Here is an 18089-nt window from a genome sequence, read left to right as displayed (position 1 = left end):
ACCGACTAGAACTTCAGAAGAGACCGTACCCGGGACGAGACCGCGGCAACCACGTCCAGATTGGTCCGGACGACCGGAGCGACGGGCCACGAGTAGAGCACCGCGCCGATGCCGAGTGCCTCGGCGAGCTTCCACCCGTCCTCGCTCAGCAGTTCGGCGCCGCGGCGCCGAATGCTGCGGACGTCGCCGCCGGTCCACTCCGCGTCCGAGGACACCAGGCGCAGCGAGTCGGGCGTCGTCGCCAGACCGCGGGTGGCGCTCGCGCCGAGCAGGCTTCGGCGCATGGCGTCGTCGACGTCGGTGAGACCGCCCTCGGGCTCCGGGACGAACTCCGAGATGCGATTCTCGGAGGCTGTCATCGAGTTGACGAGAGACTGCACCAGGTCGTCGGCGAGCAGTCCCGGAACCGGGATCAGGCGGCCGATCACCAGAGCCGCGAGCTTGGTCGGGATGCCCGGGGTGGGCACACCCAGACGATGCAGTTCGGCGGCGCGGACGTAGGCGAAGACGAGGTCCTTGTACGGGAGGATCTCGGGGCCCGCGATGTCGTACGCGTCGGCGGGCACGTCGGGCGACGCGCACGCGAGGAGGTAGTGCACGACGTCGTCGACGGCGATCGGCTGCACGGGCTTGCTCAGCCAGCTCGGGAGCGGCAGCACCGGGAGTCGGTCGGCGAGATACCGGATCATCTCGAAGGACGTGGACCCGGCACCGATGACGATGGCGGCGCGCAGCCACACCACCTCGATGCCGTCGATGGTGAGCGCCTCGCCCACCTCGGCGCGGCTCGCGAGGTGCTCGGACAGCTTCTCGCCCTCGGGGACGAAGCCACCGAGGTAGACGATGCGCCGGACACCCGCGGCGCGTGCCGCCTCGGCGAAGTACCGCGCGGACGCGAGGTCGGTGGCCCGGTAGCCGGACTCCCCGATGGCGTGCACCAGGTAGTACGCGACGTCGACGTCCTCCGCGGACAGCGCCTCGGCGCACGAGTCGGCGTCGGTCACGTCGAGTCGCACGGCCCGCACGTCGTCGTGCCAGTCGAAGGAGGTCAACTTCTCCGGCGTGCGCGAACCCACGACGACGCTCTCGTCGGCCGACACGAGCGCGTCGACGAGGCGAGAACCGATGTAGCCGCTGGCCCCGGTCACGAAAGCAGTCATGTTCTCGACATTACGGGTGCGGTGCGCTCGCATACCGCCGCGTGAGGGGCGTCACCGTGCAGACTGTGCTCATGGCCGACGTGGATCGACACCGAGCACCCGACAACGATCTGTCGGTGCGCACCGTCCGGCTGCCCGTACCGTCACTCGGCGACATGCTCGGACTCGCCCGCGGGACCGTGCTCTGGTCGCTCGACACCGTCGCGTTCGTCGCCCAACTGCCCCGCCGGATCGACGACCTGTTCGTCCGTGTCGACGAGGTGATCGCCGCGATCGAGCGCATCACCGACCAGGCTCAGACCGTCATCGGCAAGGTCTCTGCCACCACCGAGGACGCGCAGGGCGTCATCGTCGGGGCGGAGTCCGCCTCGTCCAAGGCGCTGGCGATGATCTCCGAGCTCGAACCGATCACCGCGCGCGCGATCCCGCTGGGCCGCACCTTCGTGGACAACTTCTCCGAGGCCGAGGTGGAGGCGGCCGTGAAGCTCGTGGACCAGCTGCCGGAGCTGGTGCAGCGAATGGAGGGCATCATGCCGATCCTCGCGACGCTCGACACGGTCTCCCCCGAGATCCACGAACTGCTCGAGGTCACCAAGGACGTGCGCAAGGCCGTCATCGGCATCCCGGGGTTCAAGTTCTTCCGCAATCGCGGCGAGGAACGCCTGCACGACTGATCGTCGCGCCGCCACACCTCGCGAGTACGTCCACAGTGCCGTGATCCCGGCCTGCTCGGCGACATTCTCGACGTACTCGCGGGGGGGTGGGCACGCGCATCCGGCATTCGTGTCGGAGGGTCCGTGCACTATGGAGAGGTGAAGAACCCTCCCACTCCGGCACCGGAGGACGTGCTCGCGCGATTCACGGCTCCGACGCGGGCGTGGTTCGACGGCGCCTTCCCCGCGCCCACGGCCGCTCAGCTCGGTGCCTGGGACTCCATCTCCAGCGGCGCACACACCCTCGTCGTCGCCCCGACCGGCTCCGGCAAGACCCTGTCCGCGTTCCTGTGGGCGCTGGACAAGCTGGTCAGCCGTGATCCCGAGGACACCGCACCCGGCACCCGCGTGTTGTACGTGTCGCCGCTGAAGGCTCTCGCCGTCGACGTCGAGCGCAACCTCCGCGCACCGTTGGTCGGCATCACCCAGACGGCCAAGCTGCAGGGCGTCGCGCCGCCGGAGATCTCGGTGGGCGTGCGCTCCGGCGACACCAGCCCCGCCGATCGTCGTCTGATGCTCAAGACCCCGCCGGACATCCTCATCACGACACCCGAGTCGTTGTTCCTGATGCTGACGTCCGCGGCGCGCGAATCACTCGAACGCGTCGACACCGTCATCGTCGACGAGGTGCATGCCGTCGCCGGCACCAAGCGCGGCGCGCACCTGGCGCTGTCGTTGGAGCGGCTCGACGCGAGGTTGGACAAGCCCGCTCAGCGCATCGGTCTGTCCGCCACCGTCCGTCCGCACGAGGAGGTGGGGCGCTTCCTCACCGGGTCCGCACCCATCAGCATCGTGTGCCCGCCGTCGCCGAAGACGTTCGACCTCTCGGTGCGCGTGCCGGTCGAGGACATGACAGAACTAGGAACCACCGAGCCGCAGGAGGGATCCGCCTCCGCCGCTCCGCAGCAGGGGTCCATCTGGCCGCATGTCGAGGCGCAGATCGTCGACCTCGTCCTGGAGCACCGGTCGTCCATCGTCTTCGCCAATTCTCGACGGCTCTCGGAGCGACTCACCGCGCGCCTCAACGAGATCTACGCCGAACGCCTCGGTGACGGTGCACCCGTCGATCACGCGCCGCCGTCCCAGATCGGCGCGTCCGGGGACGTCGTCCACGGTGCCGAGCCGCTGCTGGCCCGCGCGCACCACGGCAGCGTGAGCAAGGATCAGCGCGCGCTCATCGAGGACGACCTGAAGTCCGGCCGACTGAAATGCGTCGTCGCCACCAGCAGCCTCGAGCTCGGCATCGACATGGGCGCAGTCGATCTGGTGGTGCAGGTCGAGGCACCGCCGTCCGTGGCCAGTGGTCTGCAGCGCGTTGGTCGCGCCGGCCATCAGGTCGGCGAGATCTCCCGCGGCGTGCTGTTCCCGAAGCACCGCACCGACCTGATCCACTGCGCCGTGACCGTGCAGCGGATGACCGACGGGCACATCGAGGCCCTGAAGGTGCCGGCCAATCCCCTCGACATCCTGGCCCAGCACACCGTGGCGGCGTGCGCCCTCGAACCCATCGACGCCGACGAGTGGTTCGACATGGTCAGGCGCACCGGCAATTTCGGGTCGCTCCCCCGGTCCGCCTACGAGTCCACGCTGGACCTGCTGTCGGGAAAATACCCGTCGGACGAGTTCGCCGAGCTGCGGCCACGTTTGGTGTGGGACCGCGACGGTGGGTCGCTGACCGGTCGCCCCGGCGCCCAGCGTCTGGCGGTCACCTCCGGCGGCGCCATTCCCGACCGCGGACTGTTCGGTGTGTTCATGGTCGGCGAGAAGGCCAGCCGCGTGGGTGAACTGGACGAGGAGATGGTCTACGAATCCCGCGTCGGAGACGTCTTCGCCCTCGGCGCCACCAGCTGGCGCATCGAGGAGATCACGCATGACCGTGTCCTGGTCAGCCCTGCCTACGGTCAACCGGGCCGGCTTCCGTTCTGGCACGGTGACGGCCTCGGCCGTCCGGCCGAACTCGGGGAGGCACTGGGCGCGTTCCTGCGTGAGTCGTCGGACGACGACGCCCTGCGCGGCCGACTGCAGGAGAGCGGGCTCGACGTCAACGCGGTGAACAACCTGTCCGCGCTGCTCACCGAGCAGCGCACGGCGACGGGCCACATGCCCACCGATCGCACGTTGGTCGTCGAACGGTTCCGCGACGAGCTGGGCGACTGGCGTCTGGTGCTGCACTCCCCGTACGGCCAGCAGGTGCACGCACCGTGGGCCCTGGCCATCGGCGCGCGCCTCATCGAGCGGTACGGCATCGACTCGCAGCCCACAGCGTCCGACGACGGCATCATCGTGCGGCTCCCGGACACCGACGACGAGCCGCCGGGCCCGGACCTGTTCGTCTTCGAGAAGGACGAGATCACCGACATCGTCACCGAACAGGTCGGCGGATCGGCCCTGTTCGCGTCGCGGTTCCGTGAATGTGCCGCGCGCGCACTGCTTCTCCCCCGCCGCAACCCCGGAAAGCGAGCGCCGCTCTGGCAGCAGCGTCAACGTGCCGCGCAGCTACTCGACGTCGCCAAGAAGTATCCGACGTTCCCCATCCTGCTCGAGACTGTGCGCGAGTGCCTGCAGGACGTCTACGACCTGCCTGCACTGGAAGACCTGTGCGTCCGCATCGCGCGCCGCCAGATCCGCATCGTCGACGTCGAGACCGACTCGCCGTCACCGTTCGCCACCTCGTTGCTCTTCAGCTACGTCGGCCAGTTCATGTACGAGGGCGACTCCCCGCTGGCCGAGCGTCGTGCTGCTGCACTGTCCCTCGACGCCTCGCTGCTGGCGGAGCTGCTCGGGCGGGTCGAGCTGCGCGACCTTCTCGACGGCGACGTCGTCACCGACACGGAGCTCGAACTGCAGCGCCTCGTCGACGACCGCAAGGCCCGCGACGCGGAGGGCGTGGCAGATCTGCTGCGCCTGCTCGGCCCGCTCACGACGGCGGAGCTCGAGGCACGCATCGAGTCGCCCGGCTCCGCAGCGCAGTGGGCGGGCGAGCTCACCGCGGCGCGCCGCGCCCTCGAGGTCTCGTTCGCCGGGTCGCAGTGGTGGGTCGCCATCGAGGACGCCAGCAGACTCCGTGACGCCCTCGGTGTTCCGTTGCCCATCGGCACGCCCGCCGCCTTCATCGAGCCCGTCGAGGATCCGCTCGGCGATCTCGTGAGCCGCTACGCGCGCACGCACGGCCCGTTCTCGGTCGCGGACGTCGCCGGCCGCTTCGGCATCGGGTCGGCGGTCGCCCGTGACGTGCTGTTGCGCCTCGTCGCCCAGAAGCGGGTGGTGGAAGGTGAATTCCGGCCCGGCGGTTCCGGCAGTGAGTGGTGTGACGCCGAGGTGCTGCGCAGGCTCCGCCGGCGGTCGCTCGCCGCCGCACGCCAGGACGTCGAACCCGTGTCCACCGGCGTCCTCGGCCGCTTCCTTCCGCGCTGGCAACACGTCGGCGGCACCCTCCGCGGACTCGACGGCGTGGCCACGGTCATCGACCAGCTCGCCGGCGTGCCCGCGCCCGCCTCGGCCTGGGAGTCGCTGATCCTGCCGCAGCGCGTCCGCGACTACTCCCCCGCGATGCTCGACGAGCTCACCGCCACAGGCGAAGTGGTGTGGTCCGGCCAGGGCGCGATCTCGTCCAAGGACGGGTGGATCTGTCTGCACCCTGCGGACGCCGCCCCGGTCACGCTGCCGCCCGCCAAGGACGACGAATTGACGGACTTGCAGCAGACCGTGCTGCAGGTGCTCTCTGGCGGCGGCGCGTACTTCTTCCGGCAGCTCTCCGACACTGTCGGGCAGCTGCACCAGACCGAGTCCGGTGCTCCGGCCGACGACCCGACTCTGGTTGCCGCCCTGTGGGACCTGGTGTGGACCGGGCACCTGACCAACGACACGTTCGCACCGCTGCGCGCGCTGCTCCACGGCACCACCCGTTCCGCGCCGAGCCACCGCCCCGCGCGGCGCTCGCCGCGGGCGCGGTCCTACCAACGTTTCGCGCGACCCTCCCTTCCGACGCGCACGGGCCCACCCTCCGCGGGTGGTCGGTGGGCGTTGCTCCCGGAGGCCGAGTCCGACCCCACCATCCGGGCACACGCCACCTCGGACATCCTGCTCGAGCGCTACGGCGTCGTCACCCGAGGGTCCGTCATGAACGAGGGCGTTCCCGGCGGCTTCGGCGGGGTCTACAAGGTGCTGACCGGCTTCGAGGACAGCGGCCGCGCGCGTCGCGGGTACTTCGTGGATTCGCTCGGCGGTGCGCAGTTCTCCACCTCCGACGTCGTCGACCGACTACGCAGCGAGTCCGAACGGCCCGTCGGGGCCGTCGCCCTCGCCGCCACCGATCCCGCCAACCCGTACGGTGCCGCACTGCCCTGGCCCAAGAGTCCCGTGGACGCCGCCTCGGGCCACCGTCCGGGACGCAAGGCCGGTGCCCTCGTCGTCATGGTGGACGGCGAACTCGTCCTCTACGTCGAGCGGGGCGGCAAGACGGTGCTCACCTTCACCGAGGAGCGCGACGTGCTTGTCACCGCCGCCTCGGCTCTGGCCGCACTGGTCACCACCCGCTCGGTGGACAAGCTGGTGATCGAACGCACCGACGGGAGCGACATCCACGGCTCCGTCTTCGCGACGATCCTCACCGAGGCGGGCTTCTCGGCGACGCCGCGTGGCCTCCGGATCAGGGCCTGATCCATGCCCGAAGGCGACACCGTCTGGCGCACGGCCAACAGTCTGCGCGACGCACTCGACGGCAAGGTCCTCACCACGTGTGATGTCCGCGTGCCGCGCTACGCCACGGTCGACTTCACCGGCGAGACAGTGGAATCGGTGCTGTCGGCGGGAAAGCATCTCGTCATCGAGGTCGGCGGCAAGGTCATCCACTCCCATCTGAAGATGGAAGGTGCGTGGCACGTCTACCAGCCGGACACACCGTGGCGACGGCCCGCCTACCAAGCGCGCATCGTGCTGGGAACGAGTGACCGAGTCGCGGTCGGGTTCGAACTCGGTGTCGTCGAGATACTGGATACCGTCGAGGAGGCGGTCGGGTATCTCGGGCCGGATCTGCTGGGGCCCCTGTGGGATCCGGCCGTTGCTCTCGGAAACCTGGAAGCGGAACCCGACCGACCCATCGGCCTCGCTCTGCTCGACCAGCGCGTCATCGCCGGACTCGGGAACGTCTACCGCAACGAGATCCTCTTCCTCCGCGGAGTGGACCCGCACACGCCGGTCTCCGCGGCGGGGAACCTGGCGAAGATGATCGATCTGTCGCACCGCACGATCACGGCGAACAAGAACCGCAACGCGCGCACCTTCACCGGGGATCTCCGCGCGGGCCGGCACTTCTGGGTCTACGGCCGGGAGAACAAGCCGTGCCGCCGATGCGGAACGCGCATCCGCGACGGGCTGCTCGGCGACAACCCGCTCGAAGAGCGGCAGATCTACTGGTGCCCGAGGTGCCAGCCCGCTCCGTGAACCGGCTGTCCGGTCACGACTTCTCGGGCACCTCCGGTGCACCCAGTCGTGCCGAGGCGTCGAGCATCGTCTCGGTCCGATCCCGATGTGAGGTGGCCGGAGTCGTGGTGTCCGGCCAGTCCTCGATCTCCGCCAGCGCCCAGTCGCTCCACTCGACGATGTGGGAGAAGTGTCCGACCATGAAGCGATTGGCGAGTGCCATCAAGTGCTGACGCTCGGGAAACGTCGCGACGGTGGTGTCTCGCAGCGTCACGGCGTGCCGCCCGAAGAGTTGACGGGTGGCGTCGGCCTGCTCCCGCATCGTCCGTAGGTTGCTGCGCAGGTCCTCGAGGGAGCCCTGGTCGGCGAACAGCACCCGCATCATGCCCTCGAACTCGAGGGCCGACGGGCGGGACTTCTCCGCCAACCACGCCGTCAGGGCGGCGCGCCCCTCGTCGGTGATCGAGTAGACGGTGCGGGGACGTGCGCCCACGGCATCCGCCCTTGCTGTCACGAGCCCGCGCTCGAGCAACTTCTTCGGCGCGTTGTAGTGCTGCCGTCCCGCCCGAGGCCACAGTTCGCCGACACCACGGCTGAACAGTTCCGAGATGTCGTACGCGGTGAGGTCCCGCGACACCAACATGCCGAGCACGACGTACGACGTCGTGGTGAGGTCGCCCTGAGCCACCGGTTTCACCTCTGGATTTCTCCCCCGGTAGCGAGCCTACTTGCCGGTGTCCTCCGCCACCTCGTCGATGTCGTCGGCTGTGTCCTCGGCGCCGGAAGACGGCCCGGACTGCTGCGCATACAGGGCTTTCGCCAGCGACCCGGCCAGCGCCGCCGCCGGCGCACTCCCGTCCGTCCCGGGCGCCATGTTCGCCCAGACCACCATCGTCAGGTCGTTGACCGGGTCGTACCCCATGAAGGAGTTGTATCCGGGCATCTCTCCGATGTGTCCGAACATCGGTCCCATTTGCGCGAGCCCGTAGCCGTACCCGGCCGAGGACGGGTTGTCGGGATCGGTCGGCTGCACACTGTCCATCCGCAACGTCTGGGTGTCCGCGTCGAGCAGGTCGCCCTTGACCAATGCCCGAACCCACGTGGCCAGATCGTTCGCCGTCGAGATGCCCTGGCCGGCCGCGCTGGTCCACGACGGGTTGTCGTTCGTGGTATCTCTCGGCTGGACCGAGCCGGCCTCGATGGCAGCGATCCGCTCAGGGGACAGCGCTTCCTTGCCCTCCCCGAGCGTTTCGACGTTGCCGCTGTAGCTGTACCCGCGGGTGAACGGCGCCGGGATGCTCGTGTCGGTGGTGGCGGGATACGACGTCCCCACCAGCGCCAGCGGACCGAAGAGCCTGTCCTGAAAAATCTGAGCGATGGGCTTGCCGTCGAGCTTCTCGGCGATCAGTCCGAGCAGCACGGTGTTGGTGTTGGAGTAGCTGTAGCCCTCTCCCGGTGGGAAGTTCGGCGGGTTGCTCAGCCCCAGTGCGACAAGCTCCTCGGCGGTCCACACGCGGCTGGGATCGGTGTCGAGTGCCTCGTTGAGCTCCACGGTCTGGGTGTAGCTGTAGAGCCCACTGCGCATGTCGAGCAACTGGCCGATCGTGATGGCATCACCGTTCGGCACATCCGGCCGGAACTTGCTCACCGGATCGTCGACGGACAGCAACCCCTCCTGGACCATCTGCAGGATGACCGTGCCCGTCCACGTCTTCGTGTTCGAGCCGATCCGCACCTTGGTGTCGAGAGTCGGGACCTCCGAACGATCGGCCGCCACCGAACCCCGGGTGTTGACGTACTCACCGTCCGGCGTGGTGATCAGGACGACCATGCCGATCTCCCGCGACGTCGTGGCGACGTCCTCGACCATCGCATCGAGAGCTGCGGGATCGAGTGGCAGGAGAGCCGATTCGGTCGCTGACGACGTGACCGGTGCCGGCGACTCGCCGCTGCCGGACGAGCAGGCCGCGATAAAGATCAGCGCAGAGGCCGTCGCGATACCGACGGTACGAGAGACAGTGCGAACAGTCATGAGCGTGTGAACCTTCCGAGTCCCTGCTTGTCGAGGTATTCGACCGTGAACGAGGCGGGAGCACCGTTCGCGATCTCGAACGTGACCCCGGTCGGGCCGACCGCGTTCTCGCCGGACGTCTCGAAGAAGTAGGTGTCACCGTCGTAGTGGGTCAGGGGGTACGTCAGCTGGCCGTCCTTGCCGACGGTGAGCGAGAGCCGATCACCGTCCGCCGAGACCTGTGCCGGTCCGTGGAACGGGCTGTCGAACGTTCCGACGTGCTCGATCGCGGAACGAGCAGGGGTCACCGAGGCTGGCGGTGTCGCGTAGTCGACCGGCGACGCTTCCTCCTCTGCGATCCCGTCGAAGATTCCGGCGATCAACGGCGCCCAGTCGACGGTCTGCCGGCCGTTCCGCACCTGGTCCATGAACTGCGCTGCAACGGTTTCCGAGCCCCCGACCGGTGCCGAGTTGGACAGGACGACGATGCCCAGCTGTTCGCTCGGCAGCATGAACACCGTGGTGCTCGCTCCGAGGGCGAATGCTCCTGAGTGCGACAGCTCGACGCGCCCCCTGTCGTCCGTTCCCACGTTGAATCCCAACCCGTAGAACGAGTCTCGTGCGCCCTCCGTCCCGGACTCACCCGACAGGGAGTGCGAGGTGTGCGTGTACTGCAGTGCGTCCGCGTCGACGATGCGACGCCCCTCGAACTCGCCCCCACCGAGTTGCATGCGGATCCACTTCGTCATGTCGTCGACGGACGAACTCGCTCCGCCGGCAGGGGACTGATTGTCGGGCTCGCGGACGTACTTCGCTTCCCACTCGGTGGTCGAACCCTCGGCGAGCACGTGGTTCACCGCGTGGTTGGGCGAGTTCGCCCAGTCCTCGAATCGTGACGAGGTGTCGGCCATACCGAGGGGCTCGTAGATGCGACGACGAGACAGTTCGGGCCAGTCGGTGCCCTGCGCCTTCGCCGCGGCATTGCCGGCGGCGGTGAATCCGAAGTTCGTGTACGCGTAGCTGTCCCGGAACGACGCCAGCGGGAGCTGGTCGAGTCGGCCCATGATGTCGTCGTAGTCGTAACCGAAGTCCTCGAGGACGTCACCGGCGTGATCGGGCAGGCCCGACCGGTGCGAGAGCAGGTCGACGAACGTCGCGTGCTCGCTCACGTACGGATCCGCCACCGCGAACTCGGGCTCGTACCGCCGGACCGGATCGGCCCAGTCGACCGCTCCGTCTCCGACCGAGGCGGCGATGACGCTCGACGCGACCGGCTTGGACACCGACGCGAGTTGGAACCGGGTGTGGGTGTCGACGGGCTCGTCGGTACCGACCTTCCGGACACCGAAGCCCCGCGAGTACAGCACCTCGTCCTGGTACACGACCGCGGCCGCGACACCCGGCGTCCCGGTCCGCGCCATCATCGCCTCGACGAACCCGTCGAGATCGCCGACGGCCGCGTCGACGTCCGCGCGGTCGATCTGAGCGGCAGGGACGGCCGGTGGACTGTCCGCGAGTGGCTCCGGCGTCGCCTCCTCGGCGCTGCATCCCGCTGCCACCAATGCCAGCGTCAGTACCGTCGCAGCAGTTCTCGCGGCCATCTCGTCATCCCCGTTCGACGTGCCGAGTCCCCGTCCCACGAACATGGGCTGGAGACCGATCGGTTCGAGACCCTACCCCGACTGTGTACTTTGCACCATGCAAGTTGCACTATCTACTCGACCGCGGTGTGCCGACAGCACTTCCCGGGTATCAGCACCGCAACCGATGGAAGGAACCGACACATGCCGAAGGACGAATTCACCAAGGGTGACAAGGTCGAGTGGAAGACGCACGGCACCAAGACCGAAGGCGAGGTGGTCGAGAAGATCACCTCCGAAACCGAAGCCGGTGGGCGCACGGTCAAGGCGTCGAAGGACGACCCTCAGTACCGAGTGGAGAGTGACAAGTCCGGCAAGGACGCGGTGCACAAGCCCTCCGCACTGGACCCGAAGGACTGACCCGCACTCACGCCTGGTCGTCGACGCCGGCCTTCGTCCGTTTCACCTGGTAGAGGTCGGCGTCGGCACGCGCGAGGACGTCCGACGCCGACTCGCCGGGGAACGCGGACACTGCGCAGCCGACACTGACGTGCGGGAAGGCGGCGGCGGTCGTGTCGACGAAGGCACGGCTCACGGTCGGCGATGCCCCGTGCACGAGTGCCGCGAACTCGTCGCCGCCCAGTCTCGCGATCACCGTCCCCGGTGGTGCCAGTTCGGACCACGAGCGGGCGAGTGAGATCAACAATCGGTCGCCCGCGGGATGACCGGACGTGTCGTTGATGGCTTTGAAGCCGTCGACGTCCAGCGCGACGACGGTGATCGACGACGTCGTCACTTCGCTGACCGCCATCTCCCACCCCGCCCGGTTCCATACACCGGTGAGGGGGTCCGTGTGGGACGCGTCGATGAGCGCCCTGGTGACCGATCCGAACGCCTCGGCCGCTCCGACGATCGCGACCACGAAGACCAGGTAGCTGATGGGATACAGCGTCGCGGGAGATGCCGCTGCGGCACCACACACGGCCACCACCAGCACGACCACGAGAACGAGTGCCACCGTCCGGCCGTGAAAGGCCCGGATGTACATGGCCAGGAACATCACCGCGATGAGGCACATGAACTGCGACGCGGCGAGGACGTGGAATGCCATGACGGCGGGCGTCGCGATCAGGGCCGCGGCCACCGCGATGCCGAGAGCGGTGCGTCCGTGCGGCCGGACCGCCAGGACGAGCAGCGCCGTCACCCCGACGACGACAGCCACCACGCCGCCCGCCACCGGTGACGTCACCCGGTCACCGTGCGGCAGCAACGAGACCGTCACGCCCACCGCGTACAGCGATGTCGTGACGAGCAGATACTGGCGCAGCAGGCGGGTCCGAAGTTGGGCGGTTCCGTGCCGAACACTCGGTGGCTGTGCGCCGTCGACGGACCGCATGCCGACACGATGCCAGGTTCGGCGGGAGTCGGAAAATTGAAGACGATCACCGCGCCTCGTGCGCCGCGGCGAGACGTCGCACGGCCTCCCGCAGCTCGTCCTCGCTCGACGTCGCGAAGCAGGCGCGCAACGCAGTGCCGAGTTCGTCGCCACCGGCCGGATCGAAAGCGCGACCGGGAACGTACGCGACACCGCGGTCGAGCGCTGCCGGCAGCAGCGCCGACGTGTCGGTGCCGTCCGTGAACCGCACCCACAGGAACATCCCGCCGCGGGCCGCATCGACCTCGATCGCCGGTCCGAGTTCGCCCCGCAATGCTCCGACCAGCACCTCCGCCCGTGCCGAGTAGACCGCACGCACGTCGTCCAGGTGCTGTCGCAGCCACGGCTCGTCGGCGAGCAGGTCCGCCGCGACCAACTGCGTCAACGACGACCCGCACAGATCGGCGCTCTGCTTGATCCGCTCCACGGCGTCGCACACCGGTCGCGGCGCGGTGAGCCACCCGACGCGCAACGACGGTGCGAGGATCTTGGAGGCCGAGCCGAGACGGATCACCCGGTCGGACGCGATCGGGCCCGGCGGGGGCGCGTCGAACCACACGTCGCCGTAGGGATCGTCGTCGACGACCCAGAAGCCGTAGCGCTCCGCGAGGTCGACGAGGGCGCGGCGTCGCCCGACCGACAGCACTCCCCCGCGAGGATTGTGGAAGTTGCTGACGGTGTGCACGGCGCGGGGACGCACGCCCGACTCGAGCAGCCGCGCGAGGGCATCCGTGTCGGTGCCGTCCGCATCGACCGGAACCGACTCGATACGGGCACCGACGGCCTGGAACGCCTGCAGCGCACCGGGATACACCGGTCTATCGACCACGACCACGTCACCGGGATCGACGAGCACGGACGCGAGCAGGCTGAGCGCCTGCTGGGAGCCGTGCGTCACCACCACCGAGGTGGGCGGCACCTCGTCCCGGACCAGCGCCGACTCCCGTGCGGCGATGACGTCCCGGAGCCGCCGTACTCCCGTGGTCTCCGCGTACTGCAGGGCGGCGGTGGAGCCGCTCAGTATCCGATGCGTGACCTCACGAATGGTGCTGTGCGGCATGACGTCCGGCGAGGGCAGACCTCCCGCGAGAGACAGGATGTCCGGCCGCGCGGTCAGCGTGAGCAGGTCGCGGATGGCCGATCCGGTGATCGCCGACGCGCGGACGGACAGGGGTGGCAGAGCAGAGGACGACATGGCTTCTCCGAGCATCGTGGGACACGAGGCGTCGCGGCGCGCTCACCGGGGTGGGCTCGGAGTCGGTCGTGACGAGAACGGCGCCGCGGGTGGGGCGCCGTTCTCGTAGCGTAGCGCGCTGGCTCACCCAGTGGAACCACTGTCTCACAGTGTGGGAACAAGCGGAGGTGTCAGTCCAGATCGTCGTGGCGCATGAGCTGGCGCGCCGCCTCGGTGATCGACCCCGTGAGAGACGGGTAGACCGAGAAGGTGGCGGCGAGATCGTTCACCGTCAGGTTGTTCTGCACCGCGATGGCAATGGGAAGAATCAGCTCGGACGCGGTCGGAGCGACGACCACTCCGCCGATGACCACACCCGTCGCGGGACGGCAGAAGATCTTGACGAAGCCGCGACGCAGGCCGGACATCTTGGCACGGGGGTTCGTGTTGAGCGGCAGCATGACCGTGCGCGCGGGGACGTCCCCGTTGTCGATGGCGGACTGGCCGACACCCACCGTGGCGATCTCGGGTCGAGTGAACACGGCGGAGGCGACCGTCTTGAGCTTGATGGGGCTGACACCCTCGCCCAGCGCGTGGTACATCGCGATACGGCCCTGCATGGCGGCGACGGACGCCAGCGGCAGCAGGCCCGTGCAGTCGCCGGCCGCGTAGATGCCGGGCACGCGGGTACGCGAGACCCGGTCCACGCGAAGGTAACCGCCGCGGTCGAGCTCGATGCCGACGCTCTCGAGGCCGAGGTTCTGCGTGTTCGGAACGGAGCCGACCGTCATCAGCGCATGCGAGCCCTCGACGGTCTTGCCGTCGGACATCGTCACGACGATGCCGTCGGCAGTGCGGGTCACCGAGTCCGCGCGCGCGTTCTTGATCAGCGTGACACCACGCTCGGACAGGACGTCCTCGAGCACGAGTGCCGCGTCGGCGTCCTCACCGGGAAGGACGCGGTCGCGACTGGACACGACGGTGACCTTGACGCCCATCTCGGTGTACGCGGAGACGAACTCGGCGCCGGTCACGCCGGATCCGACCACGATGAGGTGGGTGGGCAGGGAGTCGAGGTCGTAGAGCTGACGCCAGGTCAGGATGCGCTCACCGTCGGGCTCGGCGCCGGGCAGGATGCGCGGGCTCGCACCGGTCGCGATGAGCACGACCTCGGCGTCGATCTCCTGCGTCGACCCGTCCGCGAGGGTGGCCTCCACCTGGTGGGCGGCCAGGCCGGGCTGCGTGTCGACCACCTTCGCCGTTCCCGACAGCACGGTCACGCCGACCGTCTGCAGACGGGCGCGGATGTCGGACGATTGTGCCTGCGCAAGGGATTTCACGCGGTTGTGGATCTGCGGCAGGTCGATGGTGGCCGCGGTCGGGTCGAGCTCGATACCGAGGTCGGACGCGCGACGCATGTCGGTGCGGATGCCGGTCGAGGCGATGAAGGTCTTGGACGGAACACAGTCCCAGAGGACGCAGGCGCCGCCCACTCCGTCGGAGTCGATGAGCGTCACCGTCCCGCCGTGCTGGGAGGCGACCAGAGCGGCCTCGTATCCGGCCGGTCCGCCTCCGATGATCACGATGCGGGTCATTCGTCCTCCGTTGCGGGTTTTCGGGAGAGTCCTGGCGAGCGTGAGGGTTGCTCACAGCCTCAAACCTATTCCACGGGGTGCTGCGGCTGCACGTCAGGCCGAGCCCGGATAGGTGGGCACCTCGATCCGCGCGAACCGGGTACGACGGTTTAGGCTGACCGCCGTGCCGATCTATGCCGCTTACGGCTCCAACATGCACCCCGAGCAGATGCTCGAGCGGTGCCCCCACTCCCCTGCGGCCGGAACCGGGTGGTTGCCGGGGTGGCGGCTGACCTTCGGCGGCGGCGACATCGGCTGGGAGGGCGCGCTCGCGACCGTCGTGGAGGACCCTGATTCGAAGGTGTTCGTCGTGCTCTACGACGTCTCACCGGAGGACGAGGAGAGCCTCGACCGGTGGGAGGGTTCCGAGCTCGGCATCCACCGCAAGATCCGCCTCCGCGTCGAGACGGACGACGAACCCGTCCTCGCGTGGCTCTACGTGCTCGACGCCTACGAGGGTGGGCTGCCCTCGGCGCGCTACCTCGGAGTCATGGCCGAAGCCGCGGAGATCGCCGGCGCCCCGGCCGACTACGTGCGCGACCTGCGCACGCGCAACAGCCGCAACGTCGGCCCCGGGACCTCGTCGCTCTGATCGTCGGGCAGCTACGATTCTCAGGCGGCGGGGTCGTCTCCCAGTCCCAGCGCCAGTGCCGTCATCGTGCGGACACCGACGGCCAGCGCACGCTCGTCCAGGTCGAACGTCGGCTGATGGATGTCGAGTTGCGGCCCGACACCCGACCACACGCCGAGACGCGCCATCGCGCCCGGCACGTGCTCCAGGTACCACGAGAAGTCCTCGCCGCCGCCGGACTGTGCGGTGTCGGCCAGGGCGTCGGGGCCCAGTGAGCGGATGGCCGCTTCGAAGCGCCGGGTGGCGTGTTCGTCGTTGACGACCGGCGGCACGCCGCGGCGGTAGTGCACCTCGTACTTCACGCCGGTGGGCGCGAGCACGCCGGCGACGATCTCCTGCACCAGCGGCTCGAGCAGCGCCCAGGTCTCGTGGTCACCCGTCCTCACCGTGCCTGTGAGCATGCCCTTCTGCGGGATGGCGTTCGGGGCCTGACCTGCGACGACGGCGCCCCACACCATGACGGTGCTGGTACGCGGGTCCACGCGGCGGCTCAGCAGTCCCGGCAGACCCGTGATGACCGTGCCCAGCGCGTACACCAGGTCGGACGTCAGATGCGGACGTGAGGTGTGTCCGCCGGCCGAGTCCAGCCGCAGTTCCACGGTGTCCGCCGCGGAGGTGATCGCGCCGACGCGGATGCCGACGCGTCCGACCTCGAGCCGGGGATCGCAGTGCAGCGCATAGATCTGCGACACGCTGTCCAGTGCGCCCGCGGCCACCATGTCGAGAGCGCCGCCGGGCATGACCTCCTCGGCGGGCTGGAAGATCAGCCGGACGCCGTGCGGCAGCGAGTCGAGTGAGGCCAGCGCCAGTCCGGTCGCCAGCAGGACCGTCGTGTGGGCGTCGTGTCCGCACGCATGGGACACACCGGGGACCGTCGACGAGTACTCGGCGCCGGTGAACTCCGTCAGGGGCAGCGCGTCCATGTCGGCCCGGAGAGCGACGCGCGGACCGGCGGGGCCGATGTCGCAGATGACGCCGCTGCCACTGGGGAGCACCACCGGGGACAGCCCCGCGGCGCTGAGGGTCTCGGCGACGAATTTCGTCGTCTCGAACTCCTGCCTCGCCAGTTCGGGGTGCATGTGGATCCGTCGACGCCACGTCACGAGATCCGCCCCGTGTGCTGCGATCCAGGCGTCGGCCGGATTCATCGTCGTACCGTCCTCTCGTGTGTGCCCTCGACGAGTCGAGAGCGTTGCTGTGGGTCGGTGGCCGCCGCGACGGCCACGCGGGCGAGGGCGCGGGCACCGTCGACGACGGCGCGGTCGGCCGACTCGGTGATGCAGGCCGTGGTGAAGCCGGGCTGGTGAGTGACCGCGCCGCCCGAATCGAGACCGATCACCGGATGGATGCCCGGGATCCGCGCGGTGACGTTGCCCATGTCCGTGCTGCCGAACGGGCGGGAGGTCTCGAACTCCTCGGGGACCAGTGCGCGGCCGAGAGTGCCTGCGACACGACGGTATTCGGCCACCAGCCAGGGATCGGGGGTGAGTTCGGTGTAGGTCGGGGACACGGTGACGATCTCGTGGGTGCACCCGGTGGCCACCGCTCCGGCCTCGAAGCATCCCCGGGCGCGGCGATCGAGATCGGCGAGCGCCTCGGCGGTGTCCGCGCGCAGGTAGTAGAACATCTCCGCCGATCCGGGAACGATGTTCGGGGCGGTGCCGGCGTGACCGACGATGCCGTGGATCTGCTGACCCGGACGCAGATGTTGACGCAGCAGGCCGACACCGACCTGCGCGACGGTGACGGCGTCGCCCGCGTTGATGCCCCACTCGGGCGCCGCGGAGGCGTGCGCTTCACGCCCTGCGTACCGAACGGCGATGTCCGACAGCGCGAGTGAGCGCGCGGCGGCGATGTCGAAGGGACCGGGGTGCACCATCATCGCCATCGAGACGTCGTCGAACACCCCGGCGTCGAGCATGAGGACCTTGCCGCCGCCGGACTCCTCGGCCGGGGTGCCGAGCACCCGGACGGTCAGCCCCAGCTCGTCGGCGACCGCCGCCAGCGCGAGCCCGGCGCCGACCGCGGACGCCGCGATGATGTTGTGACCGCAGGCGTGGCCGATCTCCGGCAGCGCGTCGTACTCGGCGCACACGGCAACCACCAGCTCGCCCGAACCGTACGTCGCGTCGAACGCCGTCGGGAGGTCTGCGACACCCCGACGCACCTCGAAGCCGCCACCTGCGAGTAGATCGGCCGTCGCCGCCGACGCGAAGTGCTCCTCGAAGGCCAGCTCCGGACGCGCGTGCACGGCGTGCGACAGGGCGACGAGATCGCCGGTCGCGGCGTCGAGAACGGAATCGAGGGTCGAGGACACGGGACTCAGTGTG

General features: G+C 69.2%; 14 protein-coding genes. 5 read left to right on the top strand and 9 right to left on the bottom strand.

Annotated features, from left to right (window positions below; all coding sequences use genetic code 11):
* Positions 1-5: 5 nt before the first annotated feature.
* Positions 6-1160 carry an NAD(P)H-binding protein gene (locus JOE30_RS12510; RefSeq protein WP_204867016.1) on the bottom strand — a complete coding sequence of 385 codons (1155 nt, stop codon included), beginning with the start codon at positions 1158-1160 and terminating at the stop codon, positions 6-8.
* A gap of 71 nt (positions 1161-1231) precedes the next feature.
* On the opposite strand from JOE30_RS12510, the gene JOE30_RS12505 reads away from it, so the two are divergent.
* From JOE30_RS12505 to JOE30_RS12495, 3 genes are all read left to right on the top strand, one after another.
* Positions 1232-1834 (top strand): ribulose 1,5-bisphosphate carboxylase large subunit, encoded by a 603-nt coding sequence (locus tag JOE30_RS12505; protein WP_204867015.1) that lies wholly within the window; start codon positions 1232-1234, stop codon positions 1832-1834.
* Between the two features lie 138 nt (positions 1835-1972).
* Entirely contained in the window at positions 1973-6532 is a 4560-nt protein-coding gene (locus JOE30_RS12500) for an ATP-dependent helicase (protein WP_204867014.1), read from the top strand.
* Positions 6533-6535: 3 nt separating this feature from the next.
* A complete protein-coding gene (locus JOE30_RS12495; protein WP_204867013.1) occupies positions 6536-7315 on the top strand; it encodes a DNA-formamidopyrimidine glycosylase family protein in 780 nt (259 codons plus the stop codon).
* A 13-nt stretch (positions 7316-7328) separates the two neighbouring features.
* Here the strand turns inward: JOE30_RS12495 and JOE30_RS12490 are convergent, their stop codons facing one another.
* The 3 genes from JOE30_RS12490 to JOE30_RS12480 are packed head-to-tail and all read right to left on the bottom strand — an operon-like array spanning position 7329 to position 10906.
* Complete coding sequence (locus JOE30_RS12490; protein ID WP_204867012.1) at positions 7329-7982, bottom strand: PadR family transcriptional regulator; 654 nt, start codon at positions 7980-7982, stop codon at positions 7329-7331.
* A 36-nt stretch (positions 7983-8018) separates the two neighbouring features.
* Positions 8019-9326: a serine hydrolase gene (locus JOE30_RS12485; RefSeq protein ID WP_204867009.1), complete on the bottom strand. Its 1308-nt coding sequence runs from the start codon at positions 9324-9326 to the stop codon at positions 8019-8021.
* Complete coding sequence (locus JOE30_RS12480; protein WP_204867007.1) at positions 9323-10906, bottom strand: serine hydrolase; 1584 nt, start codon at positions 10904-10906, stop codon at positions 9323-9325. The genes JOE30_RS12485 and JOE30_RS12480 overlap by 4 nt, the downstream gene beginning before the upstream one ends.
* A 183-nt stretch (positions 10907-11089) precedes the next feature.
* Between JOE30_RS12480 and JOE30_RS12475 the strand changes: the two genes are divergently transcribed.
* Positions 11090-11305, top strand: coding sequence for a DUF2945 domain-containing protein (locus JOE30_RS12475; protein ID WP_204867005.1), 216 nt, complete (start codon positions 11090-11092; stop codon positions 11303-11305).
* A gap of 7 nt (positions 11306-11312) precedes the next feature.
* Here the strand turns inward: JOE30_RS12475 and JOE30_RS12470 are convergent, their stop codons facing one another.
* The 3 genes from JOE30_RS12470 to JOE30_RS12460 form a co-directional block, all read right to left on the bottom strand.
* Positions 11313-12281, bottom strand: coding sequence for a diguanylate cyclase (locus JOE30_RS12470; RefSeq protein WP_204867003.1), 969 nt, complete (start codon positions 12279-12281; stop codon positions 11313-11315).
* Between the two features lie 46 nt (positions 12282-12327).
* Positions 12328-13515 (bottom strand): PLP-dependent aminotransferase family protein, encoded by a 1188-nt coding sequence (locus JOE30_RS12465; RefSeq protein WP_204867001.1) that lies wholly within the window; start codon positions 13513-13515, stop codon positions 12328-12330.
* Positions 13516-13685: 170 nt separating this feature from the next.
* Complete coding sequence (locus JOE30_RS12460) at positions 13686-15089, bottom strand: NAD(P)H-quinone dehydrogenase (RefSeq protein WP_204866999.1); 1404 nt, start codon at positions 15087-15089, stop codon at positions 13686-13688.
* A gap of 163 nt (positions 15090-15252) precedes the next feature.
* On the opposite strand from JOE30_RS12460, the gene JOE30_RS12455 reads away from it, so the two are divergent.
* Complete coding sequence (locus JOE30_RS12455) at positions 15253-15720, top strand: gamma-glutamylcyclotransferase (RefSeq protein WP_027503702.1); 468 nt, start codon at positions 15253-15255, stop codon at positions 15718-15720.
* Between the two features lie 20 nt (positions 15721-15740).
* Here JOE30_RS12455 and JOE30_RS12450 read toward each other — a convergent pair whose 3' ends face one another.
* Both JOE30_RS12450 and JOE30_RS12445 read right to left on the bottom strand, forming a co-directional pair.
* Positions 15741-16907: a M20 family metallopeptidase gene (locus JOE30_RS12450; RefSeq protein WP_204866997.1), complete on the bottom strand. Its 1167-nt coding sequence runs from the start codon at positions 16905-16907 to the stop codon at positions 15741-15743.
* The gene (locus tag JOE30_RS12445) at positions 16904-18076 is read right to left on the bottom strand and encodes a M20 family metallopeptidase (RefSeq protein ID WP_204866995.1); all 1173 of its coding nucleotides are present in this window, start codon (positions 18074-18076) and stop codon (positions 16904-16906) included. Before JOE30_RS12445 ends, JOE30_RS12450 begins: the two co-directional genes overlap by 4 nt.
* Positions 18077-18089 lie beyond the last annotated feature (13 nt).

Source organism: Rhodococcus sp. PvP016 (genome assembly GCF_017832185.1).
In the GTDB taxonomy this organism is placed as follows: Bacteria; Actinomycetota; Actinomycetes; order Mycobacteriales; family Mycobacteriaceae; genus Rhodococcoides.
This window is presented reverse-complemented; position numbering and strand designations above follow the sequence as displayed.

Bases quoted from the DNA above. Each gene is read 5' to 3' on its own strand.
- JOE30_RS12475 (WP_204867005.1), top strand. From the start codon at position 11,090: ATGCCGAAGGACGAATTCACCAAGGGTGACAAGGTCGAGTGGAAGACG.
- JOE30_RS12450 (WP_204866997.1), bottom strand. From the start codon at position 16,907: ATGAATCCGGCCGACGCCTGGATCGCAGCACACGGGGCGGATCTCGTG.
- JOE30_RS12485 (WP_204867009.1), bottom strand. From the start codon at position 9,326: ATGACTGTTCGCACTGTCTCTCGTACCGTCGGTATCGCGACGGCCTCT.
- JOE30_RS12470 (WP_204867003.1), bottom strand. From the start codon at position 12,281: ATGCGGTCCGTCGACGGCGCACAGCCACCGAGTGTTCGGCACGGAACC.
- JOE30_RS12505 (WP_204867015.1), top strand. From the start codon at position 1,232: ATGGCCGACGTGGATCGACACCGAGCACCCGACAACGATCTGTCGGTG.
- JOE30_RS12510 (WP_204867016.1), bottom strand. From the start codon at position 1,160: ATGACTGCTTTCGTGACCGGGGCCAGCGGCTACATCGGTTCTCGCCTC.
- JOE30_RS12465 (WP_204867001.1), bottom strand. From the start codon at position 13,515: ATGTCGTCCTCTGCTCTGCCACCCCTGTCCGTCCGCGCGTCGGCGATC.
- JOE30_RS12495 (WP_204867013.1), top strand. From the start codon at position 6,536: ATGCCCGAAGGCGACACCGTCTGGCGCACGGCCAACAGTCTGCGCGAC.
- JOE30_RS12460 (WP_204866999.1), bottom strand. From the start codon at position 15,089: ATGACCCGCATCGTGATCATCGGAGGCGGACCGGCCGGATACGAGGCC.
- JOE30_RS12480 (WP_204867007.1), bottom strand. From the start codon at position 10,906: ATGGCCGCGAGAACTGCTGCGACGGTACTGACGCTGGCATTGGTGGCA.